The following is a 13,378-nucleotide window of genomic DNA, read 5'->3' as shown; positions in this document are numbered from 1 at the left end:
CGGCACCCTCGCCGAGTGCGACCGGGTCGGTGACGGCCGGGCCGACTACTCCCACAAGCACCGGCGCCACGGCGTGAACGTGCAGGTCGTCACCGTGTGGGGCTCGAAAAGTCGTCGCTGCAGTTCAAGCGGCATGTCGGTACTCGTTGATTGCTCCGCTGAGGATCCGGGTGCGCAAGAGCTTGCGGGGCTCGAAACCATCCAGGACTGCTGGCTGTTCTTGGGCCTCGGGCGGTCGTTGATCGCGGGATCGGTGCGGCCGATGTCTGTTGTAGTGGTCCTGGTACTCGGCTAGGACCTGCCGGGCGTGGGCCTCGTTCAGGAGCAGAACGTGGTCGAGTGCCTCGCGGCGGATCGTGCCGATCACTCGCTCGCAGTGAGCGTTCATGCGCGGTGCCTGGGGTGCGCTGAGTAGCACGTCCATGCCTTCGGCTTCGAAGACGGCGTCGAAGGAGCCGGTGTACTTGCTGTCGCGGTCGCGGAGCACGAAGCGCAGCGACTCGACGCGGCTGCCCAGGTCATCGGCGAGATTGCGCGCCTGCTGGGTCGCCCATTGTGCGGTGGGGTGGGCGGTGACGCCGGTGATGTGGAGTCTGCGGGTGCCGTGTTCGAGGAACGCCAGCGCGTACAGCCGGCTGCCGTTGATCGTGTCGACGTGGAAGAAGTCCGCCGCGATGATCCCCTCGGCCTGCGCGGTGAGGAACTCGCGCCAGTTCGGGCCGGTGCGGCGAGGGGCGGGGTCGATGCCGGCCTTGTGCAGGATCTCCCAGACCGTGGACGGCGCGATCGGGTGCCCCAGTCGGGCCAGTTCGCCCTGGATCCGCCGGTGGCCCCACCGCGGATTCTCCTGCGCCAGGCGCAACACCAGCTTCTTGAGCGGGGCCGCCGTGGGTGGACGCCCGGTGCGTCGGCGTCGGTCGGAGTAGTCCCACTCCTTGGCGATCAGCCTGCGGTGCCAGGCCAGTAGCGTCCCCGGTGTGACCGCGAAGACGCTGCTCCAGCAGCGGCGCGGTATCAGCGCCGACAGCGCGGCCAGCCAGAACCGGTCCGCGGGCTCGTAGCGGACCGGACCGCTGAGTTGTCGTCGCAACACCGAGTTTTCGTGCTGCAGCACCAGTAGTTCGGCGTCCTTGGCCGTGTCCCGGCGCAGCAGGACCGCGGGGATGGACAGCAGCGCCCGGGTGGCCCGGTACAGCATCGAGATAATCACACGCGCAGCATCCCAGCTATCGCGGAGGGCCTGGCACGTAGGCCCCCACCTGCAGCGATGACTTTACGAGCCCCACAAGGCCGCCCAGCCCCGAGGGGCCCCACGAGCGGCCGGTCGAGGCCTACGGGTATCAGGGACGGTCGCTACTCCTTGGCCGCCCGCCAGGTTTCGAGGTTGGCTTCGCACACGTTGCAGAGCGGGCTGGACGCGCGGTCGAGGGTGAGGCCCGTATCGCTGGGTCTTGTTCTCGCACCAGGCCCCCTGGCGGGGACCGACCTGGCACGAGCGACGCCGGCGCCCCCGAGACCCTGGGGCTTCACAAAAGAGAGTTGACAGGACGTAAGACTGAGCTGATGCTCTCGCCACCATGCACAGCCACAATCAGGCATGCCCGGGAACAACAGGCCGCTCAGTGCAGGCCTTCGCTGCTTTACACCTCCTGCCGTGCTGACAGGTCTTGCTCTAGCCTCTCCAGCCTCCGCCACTCACGTGCTCGCTGGTCTAGTGGCTCGATCGGAGCTCGCAGTAGACGGAACATTGCCGGGGTTGCCACGCAAAACATGCCGATGATGAGAGTCGTCAGGCAGTACACGGCCTGACCTGTTTCGGGTTTGCCTTCAGGCTTCGCGAGCCACCCCAGGGCCACAGCCTCAACTGAAACAAGCGCGAATACGACCACAAGCCAGGCGATCGCCAAAAAGTAGGTACGCACCAACCTCTTGGTACGCCGTCGTGCCTCGGGTAGCAGGGCCTCGAACCGAGCACGCACCGCCTCCACTTGCTCTCTCGTCGGCTCACGGGGAAGGGGCTCAAGGGCAGCGCGAAGTTCCTCGGAGTTCGCGGTGAGCGATTCGTTAAGGATCTTGCGGTGTTGGTCTACCTCCACCACGCCCACGAGCACAATCACGGGCGCGACTGCGGCAACCGTCGCAGCGAAGGACTCTGTCATCTGCATGACGTGAGGCTTTCCCCGCTGGACGGCGACGCACGCCAACAGAGGGGGTGGACATGCCCAACCACTACAGCGACCCGGTCACCAAAGAAGACCGCGATGCTGTCCGCCGTGTCCACGCGCAAGGCCATGGCCGCAACGAGATCGCCCGCCGCGTAGGCCGCCCACAGCGCCATCGGCTTTACGAGCAGCTCTGGCAGCCCGCCACGATCTGCAGATTCGGCGGCGCCTTCGCCCGTTGGGGTCGGCTGGTGGACCTTACATGGGCAGGGCGGACGTCTCGGTTCAGCCTGGTTCACGGGTACGGATCCCTTCCAGGAACTAAGCACGCATCCTGCGGCCTCCTGTGACTGCAGGAGGCCGCATATACGGCAGTGCTCCTCGACGGCCTCGCCTCACTGATTGCGGTAGTGGGCTCGGCGTCCATAAGCTCGACGGCGTCTACACCGCAGCCCAGTAGGGACCAGTGGCGCTGTACGTCCACGTATGGCGTCGTACGGATGCCAACGGGGCTTCAGAACTCCGAACCAGAATCATGCACTTGACTGGGGGTCAAGGGGTCGCAGGTTCAAATCCTGTCGTCCCGACGGAAACGTCGCAGGTAGGGGTCACCTTCGGGTGGCCCCTACTTCGTGTTTGAGAGCGATTCTGGGAGCAGAGGCGTTCTCTGGGCTCCCAAGGAGGCGGGAGCCTGGGAGCGGCGCCAACCGGTGGTCGACCGAGGTCGCCCGATCTGGCCCATGCCATGGAGAACAAGGTCGACGACACCTACTCCCACGTCCCACCGCAGTCAGGGTGCGCAACTGGTGTGAGCCCGGGCGCATAGCCTCTGACCTGCTGTGAAGGCGTGCTGACGCAAGTGTTCAACTGAGATCGAGACGCTGCGGATGGGTGCGATTACGATCGGGCGAAAGTGCTGGGCAGGTGGGTGAGTAGTGAGGGTTGGGGATGGCTACTGGTCGAGTGATCCGGTTCGACGGGATGCGCGGGTACGGCTTCATCGCACCGGAGTACGGCGGGGAAGACGTTTTCCTGCATGTGAACGATCTGCTCATTCCCGAGTCGGCGCTGCGTGCCGGGCTCATGGTGGAGTTCGAGATCGAGGACAGCGAACGCGGCCTCAAGGCGTCTAAGGTGCGGCTGGGTCATGACGCGGAGAGCCCGTCGGTACAGACGAATGGCATGGCCGCCCCGCCGATCACGACGGCCGACTCGCCCCCTGTGGCAGAGCAGGAGCCGATGTGCGACGTGCTCAGCTCGGCAGAGTTCACGCTTGAGGTGACCGAGCTGCTGCTGACTTCCGCCCCAGAGCTGACGGGCCATCAAATACACGACGTACGCCAACAGTTCGTGCTGCTCGGCAAGCGGCGCGGATGGGTCGAGGGCTGACGGGGTAGTCCCCGCGCGGGCCATGCGTGCCCGCACATGAACCAGGGCCGGGTGCGCCCCCCCGTAGCACCCGGCCCAACCCCCCTGGCGACGCCGGAGTCACGGTCTACACGCGTCATCGCGGGCGGGGTTCAGGCCTCGCGGACCTACCGGTCTCGCGCATGGGGCCGAGCCGCTGTCTGCGTTGTCCTGCTGGGCCGGTGACGTAGAGACCGCCTTGTCGGAGGCTCGAAATCAACTCGTTTATCCGCAGGCGGAGTTGAGACGCCCGTGCGCAAGAGCAGAGCAAGAGCAGGAACGACAGAGTGAGGATGATCATGGATGACAATGGCGCCCCCAACGTGTTCCTCAGCGGCGGCTCTCGTTCGGCGTTCGCCGACGAGCAGCGGTTGCGCTACATATCCGATCTCAGCGTGACCAAGGTCAAGGTGCTGAACGGCAATCGCTATGAACACTTTGAGGCCAGCTCCGACACTACGTTTGTCGACGACCGCGAACTGAGGGTCTTTGTGTGGACCCAGTGCACGTACGTAGCGGAGTGACGCGTCACGACCACGAGGTGCACCGATGCACCCGGAGCGGGCCGACGCCTACGCGGCGGTCCTGACCTGGCTCACCAGCTCACCGGCGTGGCTGGTCAGTGACACCGACCGCCGAGCTGCTGTATGGCACCGCCCTGTTCGCCGACCGCCTGGGCAAGACACTCTGAGCAAGTACCCGAAGACGACGACTGCCGCGAGCACGGAAGTGCTCGCGGCAGTCGTGCGTGAACGTGCGGCAGGCGCCTCGCGCCGGCGGCTGTCAGCCGCCGGCGCGAGTGTGCTCGACCCCGAAGTGTTGCTTCAGGACCTGCATGACCTCCGCGCTCCGGTCGCTGATGAAGAAGTGCCCACCGGTGAACACACGAAGGTCGAGTGAACCGGTCGTGTGCTGTCCCCAGGCCTTGGCTTCGTCCAGCGTCGTCTTGGGGTCGCTGTCGCCGGTCAGTGCGGTGATCGGGCAGTTCACGGTGGCGTCCGGCGCGGAGCGGTAGGTCTCGGCCGCCTTGTAGTCGGCCCGGAGCGCGGGGAGTGCGGCCCGCATCATCTCCTCGTCACCGAGCAGGGCCGAAGCGGTGCCGCTGAGTCGCCGCACCTCGGCCATGATCGCCGTGTCACTGCGGTGCGCGAACTCGTTCCGGTGCGTCGAGGGTGCGCGGCGCCCGGAGGCGAAGAGCCGCACCGGGCTGTGCCCGTCGGCCTCGATGCGGCGGACCACCTCGAAGGCGAGCGTGGCTCCTAGGCTGTGCCCGAGGAGTGTGAGGGGCAGCTCCGGCTGACGTTGGATGACCCCGTGGAGGCGATCGGCGAGTATCGCCAGGTCGTCTATGGGCTGTTCCGCGCGCCGGTCCTGCCGGCCGGGGTATTGGATGGCCAGGACGTCGACATCGGGACTCAGCGCCGCGGCCACCGGGAGGAAGAAGGATGCCGACCCGCCTGCGTGCGGGAGGCATACGAGGCGTGCGGCAGGATTCTTGGCGGGATGAAAGCGGCGACACCACAGTTCATCCCCGGGCGAAGGCTGAGACATTCCACTCCAAAGAGTTGTCATATCGGACCATTGAGTGAAATCCGAACTTAGCGAAAATTGGGAACGGCGGCAAGGACAGGGCCGCTCACTCGCTGTTCGACGTATGTTGAACCGGTGGTTTTCTCTGCGTCATTACGGCCTTTTCGGCTTTCGGCGCTCGCTCAACTGCCAGGAGCCAGCAGTTGAACGGCGACTCGGATGCACCTCTGATGATAGATATGTTCGGGAGGGCACGTGGCCACCCGGGCATGGTCCCCAGGGCCCGGATACGGTTCCGAATTCGTGGCGACATTGAGAGGTGACGTACGTGGGGCACAAATTCTCGCTGGTTCTGAGTCGGCAAATCACTGACGAAGAGTCGGTTACTCTGCAAGAGGCCGGTTTTGCCGATGCGGCCTTTGCAACCGATTCACTTCCGACCAACGCCGATGTCGCCGTCACGAAGGTTGACTTCGACGACACGGTATCGCCGTCCCTTGCCGAGGCGATCGAATCGGCGCTGGAAGCGGTGCAGAAGGTTCCGGATCTCAGTGTGCCCGGCCTCAGCGTCCCGGCTGTGCCGAAAGAAACTCCGGCCGGCGACTCGGATGTGCTGGTCGGTGAAGTGGTCGATGGCTCGGCCGTCGGCGACGAAGCGCCTGAGAACAAGGTGAAGGCGAAGAAGCGGGGTGCCAAGAAGGCGAGTGCCGCGGCAGGGGAGGCCGCCGACCAGGCTTAACGCACCACGGTCCGCGCGGTGGCCGGTGGATCCGTCGATGAGCCGGCCCCTCGGCGGCCGCCACGCACGCACGATGAAGCTCCGGCCCTTCGGAACGGCTTTCCAGTCGCTCCGAAGGGCCGGAGCTTTGCCATTTGCTGGTGAACCGTGGATGGGTCGGACGTGTTTGCAGCGTTCAACCCCTGATGTCGAGCCAGTTGAACAGCCCCGGCGAACTGGTTGAACGCTGTGGTCAGGTGATTTCCGTATCGCGCACCGGTGGCGTACATCGAGGTGGCCGAAAGTTTGCTTGTATCTGGCTCGTAGTTTTCCCTCCGTGCGGTATAAAAGGGTTGGCAGGGTGGAAGTATTCGTTCCGCTTGGCGCAATTTTGGGGACATAAGGACTACAGCCGGTCCAAGCGGGACCGGAGTACGGTGCTGCCGTCCAGGTCGCACATTTAAAGAGCGTGTTGTGTGAAATTAAAGAACGAGCAAAACTGAGAGTGCCGCTTCCGTTGCAGAGTGTGGACTGTTAGCCTGAGGCTGGAATTAATCGACCCGGATATGCCAGTCAATTAATGCGTCACGGGGGACCCAATGGGAGAGTCTCGGAATTGCCTGCTGGGCTTCCATGTGTGCGACGGGCGTGCGGCGAGAGTCAAGGGATTAAATCCTGACCTCTGTCTACTTTAAATAGCTCGCCGCAGTTGTTGTCATGGGGGTGCAGTATGGGCCGTGTGGGCGGCGGTATTCTTTCGGCTGGAGTGAATGATTGGCAGAATAGCGGACCGGGAATAGCCTCGGTCCCGATCATGCAGGTATTACCTGGTGATTCCCCTCGACTTGAGGGGGAGGACAAGGTTCACGTACTACGGCTCGCGGCACTGGAAAGTCCCCTCCCTCCGATACTGGTCGACCGGCAGTCCATGCGTGTGATTGACGGGATCCACCGCTTGATGGCAGCGTCCATCAAGGGGCTGGAAGTCATCGAGGTCGAGTTCTTCGACGGCAACAGCGAGGATGCCTTCCTCAAGGCGGTCGAGGCGAACGTCGAGCACGGTCTGCCGCTGACGCAGGCCGATCGCACCGCGGCGGCGCTGCGGATCCTCAAGTCGCACCCCAGCATGTCGGATCGAGCCATTGCGAAGTCCACGGGGCTCGGGGCGAGAGCGGTCGCGGAGCTGCGGCGTACGTCGGACTCCGTGCCGAAGTCGAACTTCCGTATAGGACGCGACGGCAAGGTCCGTCCGCTGAACGGTGCACAGGGTCGCCTGCGGGTGGCGGAGCTCATCAGAGAAACCCCTGAGGCTTCACTGCGTCAGGTGGCCCGGACGGCCGGGGTGTCACCCGCCACCGCGCTCGACGTGCGCCGGAGGCTGGAACGCGGTGACGAACCCGTCCCGAGTCAGGGGAGCCCCAGTCGCTGCGACGCGAATGCCTCGCGCAAAACCCTCCCTGACGTGAGTGCGGTCGTTCTCGAGCCGCAGTCCACCGCCACGCTCGAAAAGCTCATGCGTGACCCGTCGTTGCGCCAGAGCGAGCTGGGGCGGCGTCTGCTGCGGATGTTCAGGGAGAACGTGCTGGGCGCGAAGGACATGACTGACATCGTTGCCTCGGTGCCCTCACACTGCATCGAGCTGATCGTTCAGCTCTCCAGACACAACTCGCAGATCTGGGAGGACTTCGCCCAGGAGTTGAACAGGCGAGCGCGTGTCGTGAATCCCGAATAGGCGCGTGAGCGCACCCAACGACGAAGCTCCTGGTAGCGGGGTCCTTGACCAAGTCCCCGTGCTCACCAGGAGCTTCGTGTTGTGTGCTCGCCATCAGGGCGCCTGTCGTCACGCCCATGAGTGACCCTGGGTGGCGTCACGTCGTTGCCTCGGTATGCCTCACGAACGCCTTGTCGCCGGCAGGCGGCAACTAGCCCTTTGCAACCGCCAGTTGAGCGGAGTCATCGCAGCCGTCACCGCCGAACAGCTGGCCGGGGTCGACTTGCGGGAGAGGAACCTGCGGGCGGAGCTCGCCGGTGGTTGCCTGCAGCTCCTGGAGGAGGCCGCGACCGCCATCGAGTCAGGCGCGCCGGAGCGCGTCGTGACCGCCCTGCTGGACGCGCTCATCGAGCTCACCGATCAGCTGCGCGATCGACTCCTCGACGGTGTCGTGGCCTCCAGTCTCGTACCCGACCGATGGCGGCTGTGACGCGACCGCCGGGCGGGCGGTTCGCCGCAACTAGGTCCTGTCTGGAGTTCGGATCATGACTGCGGTGCGATGCTGCGGAGCCAGAGCATTGCACCGCAGAGATGCAGTCCGGTCTCGTAGCTATGCGGGGTCTTGTCGAAGCGGAACGCGATACCGCGCCAGTTCCGCAGGCGGTTGATGCACCGCTCCACGGTGTTGCGTTCCTTGTTGAGGTCGGCGTCGTGATTGACTGGCCGGCCGCCCTTTGAGCCGCGCTTCTTGCGGTTGGCCGCCTGATCCACCTTCTCCGGGATCACCGGCCGGATCCCGCGACGCCGCAGGTAGCGCCGGTTGTGGCGGGAGGAGTACGCCTTGTCCCCGGCCACCGCCTCCGGCCGGTTCCGGGGGGGGGGGGGGGGGGGGCCCCCCCCGCCCCCCCCCCCCCCCCCCGGGGGGGGGGGGGGGGGGGGGGGGGGGGGGGGGCGACCGACCGGCCCGCGCACCTTCACCCGCTCAAGGACCGGGACGAACTGCGGGCTGTCGTCGGCCTGTCCGGGTGTGAGGACGAACGTCAGCGGGCGGCAACGCCGGTCGGCCGCCAGATGGATCTTGCTGGTTAACCCGCCCCTCGAACGCCCCCAGCTCAGCGGCTTTCAGCCGGGCCCGGTGTCGTCGCTGGCGCTTTCGCCGCTCAGCCCGGGCCGGATCTTCCGGGCTGCCCTCTTGGGTGGTATATCCCTTTGCCGGAGCCCCTTTTCTTCCTTGACGGCCTCCTCCAGGGCTTCGAGCTGGACCGGGTCCAGGGGCATCCCTGCGGCGTGGTGGTGAGCCCGGGCGGTCGCCGAGTCCACGCTGACCAGGCCCAGGTCCACCTGGCCGCGAGCTGCGGCCTCGGCGATCACCGCCTCCATCAGCCCTTGGAAGACACCCTGCTTCGCCCAGATCCGGAAGCGGTCGTACGCGCTCTGCCAGGGCCCGAACTCACCCGGCAGGTCCCGCCAGGGACTGCCCGTGCGGAACCGCCACATCACCGCGTTGAAGTGTTCCCGCAGGTCGGGAATGGGGCCGACCGCAGCGACCGGGAGGTAGGGCTCGAGCAGGGGCCACTGCTCGTCGGTGAGATTGCCTCGCGCCATGACTGATGGCCTATCAAGTCCGGACCACATCACGCAGGCGATCTACCGAGCTCGTGATCCGGACTCCAGACACGACCTAGTCGACTCACGGTGGACCTTCGTGGCGCCGACGGTGTCACGCGCTCTCGGCTACCACGCATTCGGCGACACTCAGGTCCGCCGGTGCGGGAATGATCGACAGGACTTCGAGTCCCGCCGCTGCCGCTTCCCTGCGCATGTCGGCCTCACTGCGCTCACGGGTGTTCGTCTCACCCACCACCATCTTGATGACGGAGCGGAACGCGGCCCCCGAGTCGTGCTCGGTCAGGGGGTCGACGACCAGCAGCCTCGGCTTGCGGTCCGGCGCGGCACCGGCACTCATAGCCTTGCGGATGTTGCTGAGAATCCGGACACAGCTCTCCGGACTCCAGTCGTGGAGCACGTTCTTGATGATGTAGAGGTCGCCGCCCTCGGGAACCTCCCGGAGGATGTCCGAAGGCCGGTAGCTCAACCGCTCGATGAGGTCCTCGTCGCCCGAATCGAGGAGGTCGGCCTCCGCCCGGCGACACGTGTCCTCGCGGTCGACGCAGACGCCCTTGAGATGGGGGTGCGCCGCCAGGATGGCCTTGAGGAGCGCTCCGTTGCCCCCGCCGACGTCCACCACCGTGCGCACGTTCTCGAACGAGATGTGGTCTGCCGCGAGGACCCCGATCGGCCGGGCCCAGTCCTGCATGGCGAGGTCGAATATGCGCGCGGTCTCGGGGTCCTTGTCCAGGTACTCGTACAGAGAGACGCCGAGCGCGTGGGGCATGACCGACGTGCCCGTCCGCACCGCTTCCGTGAGCCCGCCGCTCGCCGCCTGGGTGTAGAGGCCGCAGAGCAGCGAGGTCAGATGCCGGATCGACTCGGGGTGATCGCTCCTGAGCTGCTCGGAGAGGTGCGAGTTGGTGTACCGGCCCTCCTCGTCCCGGGCGAAGACCCCCAGCGCCGTCACGGCCTTCATCAGAGATTCGAGCGCGTCGGGGTCGGCGTCGACGGCCTTGGCTAGCTCGACGCCCGTCGCCGGCCCTTCCGCAAGGGCGTCCGCGACACCGAGACGAGCCGCGGCGCCGATGGCCGCGGAGGTGAACCCGCCCATGACGAGACTCAACAACGAAGCTTCCATAGCCCTATTTCTCCCTCGGCCAGATGGCGTGATTCGGATGACAGTTTTGTTTCCCCGCCGTCGCCCGCACCTGTTCCGAGATGTCCTGCCGAGCAGCCGGACGGCCTGGCAGGCCACAAGGGACGGTAAGGTGTGGCTTGGGCGCATCACGCTAGGCGACGCAGGAATTCCGCGTCGTCGTTCAACCGCCCTGGCGTCGACGCCGGTTTCGCCGGGATCTGTTCAATCGCGAGGGCTGTTCAGTTGAACGGTTTCTGTGCGTGGCTGCTGTTGTAACAATAGTTGACCCCGTGTGAAATCCGGGAGTTGGCCGGATTCACCTTGCGATTCTCCCGGCGGAAGATGAGGCTGTGTCCATGAGCGATGAGAACGCGTCTGGCGGCGACAACGCCGAGGACGTGCCCCCAGGAGACATGAAGGCCTCACACACGGACCGCGACCAGGTGGTGGAGATCCTTCGAGACGCCGCGGGTGACGGCAGGCTCACCAGCGAGGAACTCGAGGAGCGGGTGGCGACGGCGCTCACCGCGCGCACGATCGGTGACCTGGCCGGGCTCACCCGCGACCTGCCGGTCTCTCCCTCTCCCGTCGACCCGAGCGCGCCGCCCACGGACGTGGTGGAGATCAAGCAGAAGTTCGGCACCCTGCACCGCTCCGGCTCCTGGGAGGTCCCGCCCCGGCTGGCCATCCGGATGCACGGAGGGGACGTCAAACTCGACTTCACCGAGGCGGTCATCAGTCACGACACCCTCGACCTCGACGCGTACGTCAGCGTCGGCGGAAACCTCGTGCTGGTAGTCAGGCCAGGCATCGAGGTGGCGACCGACGGCCTCGAGGTAGGCGTCGGCGAGGTGAAGAACCGCACGACCGCAGCTGCCGCCGGCGCCGACACCGACGTACCCGTGACGTTCCGGGTGAACGTGACGGGACGGATCCGCGGCGGAGACGTGGTGATCAGGTACCCGCGGCGGACACTCGGGCAGTGGGTGCGAGGCGAGGTCTCGGTCTGAGCGCGCGCAGCGGTGCTGTGACCGCGGCGCAGTGACCTTGGTGCGGTAACAGGCGGTGGCCTGCTCCTTCGAGCCGACCACCGCTTTGTTGTCCCCGGGCCGGGTTTACGCGAGCCGTATATTGGCACTCCGCAACGGTTATGCAAGGTTCAAGTGTTCAACTGCTACGTTGCGTTGATTCGGCGGGCGCGGATAGTTTCCAGTTGCCGGTGAGTCGGATCTCAGGCCCATCTCTAGGGCCCTCTGAAGGCCCAATTCGCTCACTCGGTGTCTTCCTTCAGATATTGAGAATGTAACTGGCGGCAAGCGCGAGGCTAGATCTCATTGGCGATTCTGGGCGTTGCCCCTCCGCTGTGCCCGAGTGGCATTCTGCGAAAAATCCCGCGGTAACCCCGCAGTGCGGCAGATGTGCATATCCTCGGCAAGCAGGGATGGCGGCAGTAAATGGCCAACGAAGACAAGCTCCGCGATTACCTCAAGCTCGTGACGGCAAATCTGCGCCAGGTCCGCCGTCGACTGGCTGAGGTCGAGGAACGGAGCCAGGAACCGATCGCGATCGTCGGCATGGGCTGCCGGTTCCCCGGCGGGGCCGAGAGCCCCGAGGAGCTGTGGGAGCTGCTCGCCTCCGGCACCGACGCGATCGGCGCGTTCCCGCAGGACCGCGGCTGGGACCTCAAGAACCTCTACGATCCCGACCCGGACCACCCCGGAACGTCGTACGCGCGCCACGGCGGATTCGTCTACGACGTCGCCGAGTTCGATGCCGGATTCTTCGGCATCAGCCCGCGCGAGGCACTCATGATGGACCCCCAGCAGCGACTTCTGCTCGAGGTCGCTTGGGAGGCTCTCGAGAAGGCAGGCCTCGACGCGGCGTCCCTGCGCGGCAGCAGGACCGGTGTGTTCACCGGCTCCTACAGCTCGGGCTACGGCGTGGGCCCCCTGCCCGAGACCGCGGGCTCCGAGGGCCACCTCGTCACGGGAACTGCGACCAGTGTCCTGTCGGGTCGCCTCGCATTCACCTTCGGCCTTGAGGGCCCGGCCGTCACGGTGGACACCGCGTGCTCGTCGTCCCTGGTGGCCCTGCACATGGCCGCTCAGGCGCTGCGTTCCGGTGAGTGCTCGCTGGCGCTTGTCGGCGGTGTCACCGTGGTCGCGACCCCCGGTGTGTTCGTGGGGTTCTCACGGCAGCGGGGCATGTCGGTGGACGGGCGATGCAGGTCCTTCAGCGCTGAGGCGGACGGCTCGGGCTGGGGTGAGGGCGCGGGCGTCCTCGTGGCGGAGCGGTTGTCGGACGCACGGCGCAACGGGCACAAAATCCTTGCGGTGGTACGAGGCTCTGCCGTGAACCAGGACGGTGCGTCCAACGGTCTGACGGCGCCCAACGGCCCGTCCCAGCAGCGTGTGATCCGTTCGGCGCTGGCCAGCGCACGCGTGTCGCCTGCCGAGGTCGACGTGGTGGAGGCACACGGTTCGGCGACCAAACTGGGCGACCCGATCGAGGCCGAGGCGCTGCTCGCCACGTACGGCCAAGAGCGTGCCGACCAGCCGCCGTTGTGGCTGGGTTCGGTGAAGTCCAACATCGGTCACACGCAGGCGGCGGCCGGTATCGCGGGCATCATCAAGATGGTCCTCGCTCTGAAGCACGAGCGCCTGCCGCAGACGCTGCACGTGGAGGACCCGACGCCGCACGTCGACTGGGAGGCCGGGGACGTACGGCTGCTGTCCGAGCCGGTGCCTTGGCCCGCCGGGGAGCGAGTGCGCCGTGCCGGTGTTTCCTCCTTCGGGATGAGCGGCACCAACGTCCACATCATCCTGGAGGAGGCCCCCACCGGGGCAGGCGAGTCGGTGCCTGCCGAGGGGGCGCCTGACGGTGAGGACGCCGAATCGGCGGGTGCTCTGGAGGAGCCTGCCGTCGACGAGCTTGGGGCGGTTGCCGCTCCGGTGGTGCTTGATGCGGATGGTGTGAGTGCGTGGTTGGTGTCGGGTCGTACGGCGGAGGGCTTGTCCGGGCAGGCGTCCCGGTTGCGCGAGTGGATGGTGGCGCGGCCCGAGTTGGTGCCGGTGGATGTGGCGTGGTCGTTGGCGGCGACG

General features: G+C 66.2%; 11 protein-coding genes and 2 pseudogenes. 8 read left to right on the top strand and 5 right to left on the bottom strand.

All coding sequences use genetic code 11. The annotated features are described in order from the left end of the window. Positions 1–94 (top strand): annotated as a pseudogene (locus ACIBCK_RS38995) (IS5/IS1182 family transposase); the annotation flags it as partial. Between the two features lie 30 nt (positions 95–124). Here ACIBCK_RS38995 and ACIBCK_RS38990 read toward each other — a convergent pair. Next, positions 125–1,210, bottom strand: a complete 1,086-nt coding sequence (locus ACIBCK_RS38990; protein WP_399398096.1) for an integrase core domain-containing protein — start codon at positions 1,208–1,210, stop codon at positions 125–127. A gap of 430 nt (positions 1,211–1,640) precedes the next feature. After that, positions 1,641–2,165, bottom strand: a complete 525-nt coding sequence (locus tag ACIBCK_RS38985; RefSeq protein ID WP_399398095.1) for a hypothetical protein — start codon at positions 2,163–2,165, stop codon at positions 1,641–1,643. A gap of 945 nt (positions 2,166–3,110) precedes the next feature. On the opposite strand from ACIBCK_RS38985, the gene ACIBCK_RS38980 reads away from it, so the two are divergent. Both ACIBCK_RS38980 and ACIBCK_RS38975 read left to right on the top strand, forming a co-directional pair. After that, positions 3,111–3,551 carry a cold-shock protein gene (locus tag ACIBCK_RS38980; RefSeq protein ID WP_399398093.1) on the top strand — a complete coding sequence of 147 codons (441 nt, stop codon included), beginning with the start codon at positions 3,111–3,113 and terminating at the stop codon, positions 3,549–3,551. Positions 3,552–3,868: 317 nt separating this feature from the next. After that, positions 3,869–4,093: a DUF5988 family protein gene (locus ACIBCK_RS38975; RefSeq protein ID WP_399398091.1), complete on the top strand. Its 225-nt coding sequence runs from the start codon at positions 3,869–3,871 to the stop codon at positions 4,091–4,093. Positions 4,094–4,352: 259 nt separating this feature from the next. Here the strand turns inward: ACIBCK_RS38975 and ACIBCK_RS38970 are convergent, their stop codons facing one another. Beyond that, on the bottom strand, positions 4,353–5,120 hold the full coding sequence (locus ACIBCK_RS38970; protein WP_399398089.1) for a thioesterase II family protein: 768 nt from the start codon (positions 5,118–5,120) through the stop codon (positions 4,353–4,355). A gap of 307 nt (positions 5,121–5,427) precedes the next feature. Between ACIBCK_RS38970 and ACIBCK_RS38965 the strand changes: the two genes are divergently transcribed. The 3 genes from ACIBCK_RS38965 (at position 5,428) to ACIBCK_RS38955 (ending at position 8,018) form a co-directional block, all read left to right on the top strand. Continuing rightward, a complete protein-coding gene (locus ACIBCK_RS38965) occupies positions 5,428–5,838 on the top strand; it encodes a hypothetical protein (RefSeq protein ID WP_399398087.1) in 411 nt (136 codons plus the stop codon). Between the two features lie 709 nt (positions 5,839–6,547). Continuing rightward, positions 6,548–7,549: a transcriptional regulator gene (locus tag ACIBCK_RS38960; protein WP_399398085.1), complete on the top strand. Its 1,002-nt coding sequence runs from the start codon at positions 6,548–6,550 to the stop codon at positions 7,547–7,549. 211 nt (positions 7,550–7,760) lie between these two features. Next, the gene (locus tag ACIBCK_RS38955) at positions 7,761–8,018 is read left to right on the top strand and encodes a hypothetical protein (RefSeq protein WP_399398083.1); all 258 of its coding nucleotides are present in this window, start codon (positions 7,761–7,763) and stop codon (positions 8,016–8,018) included. 53 nt (positions 8,019–8,071) lie between these two features. Here ACIBCK_RS38955 and ACIBCK_RS38950 read toward each other — a convergent pair. Continuing rightward, a pseudogene (locus tag ACIBCK_RS38950) lies at positions 8,072–9,133 on the bottom strand (IS5 family transposase). Between the two features lie 115 nt (positions 9,134–9,248). Then, on the bottom strand, positions 9,249–10,277 hold the full coding sequence (locus ACIBCK_RS38945; RefSeq protein WP_399398082.1) for a methyltransferase: 1,029 nt from the start codon (positions 10,275–10,277) through the stop codon (positions 9,249–9,251). A gap of 356 nt (positions 10,278–10,633) precedes the next feature. Between ACIBCK_RS38945 and ACIBCK_RS38940 the strand changes: the two genes are divergently transcribed. Beyond that, entirely contained in the window at positions 10,634–11,287 is a 654-nt protein-coding gene (locus ACIBCK_RS38940; protein WP_399398080.1) for a DUF1707 domain-containing protein, read from the top strand. 444 nt (positions 11,288–11,731) lie between these two features. Next, on the top strand, positions 11,732–13,378 hold a 1,647-nt coding region (locus ACIBCK_RS38935; protein ID WP_399398078.1), incomplete at its 3' end, for a type I polyketide synthase.

The sequence above is a fragment of the Streptomyces sp. NPDC051218 genome, assembly GCF_044455475.1.
Taxonomy (GTDB): Bacteria; Actinomycetota; Actinomycetes; order Streptomycetales; family Streptomycetaceae; genus Streptomyces.
This window is presented reverse-complemented; position numbering and strand designations above follow the sequence as displayed.

What these genes read in the sequence shown, in the direction of transcription:
- ACIBCK_RS38945 (WP_399398082.1), bottom strand. Translation starts at nt 10,277, where the DNA reads ATGGAAGCTTCGTTGTTGAGTCTCGTCATGGGCGGGTTCACCTCCGCG.
- ACIBCK_RS38960 (WP_399398085.1), top strand. Translation starts at nt 6,548, where the DNA reads ATGGGCCGTGTGGGCGGCGGTATTCTTTCGGCTGGAGTGAATGATTGG.
- ACIBCK_RS38985 (WP_399398095.1), bottom strand. Translation starts at nt 2,165, where the DNA reads ATGCAGATGACAGAGTCCTTCGCTGCGACGGTTGCCGCAGTCGCGCCC.
- ACIBCK_RS38940 (WP_399398080.1), top strand. Translation starts at nt 10,634, where the DNA reads ATGAGCGATGAGAACGCGTCTGGCGGCGACAACGCCGAGGACGTGCCC.
- ACIBCK_RS38975 (WP_399398091.1), top strand. Translation starts at nt 3,869, where the DNA reads ATGGATGACAATGGCGCCCCCAACGTGTTCCTCAGCGGCGGCTCTCGT.
- ACIBCK_RS38970 (WP_399398089.1), bottom strand. Translation starts at nt 5,120, where the DNA reads ATGTCTCAGCCTTCGCCCGGGGATGAACTGTGGTGTCGCCGCTTTCAT.
- ACIBCK_RS38980 (WP_399398093.1), top strand. Translation starts at nt 3,111, where the DNA reads ATGGCTACTGGTCGAGTGATCCGGTTCGACGGGATGCGCGGGTACGGC.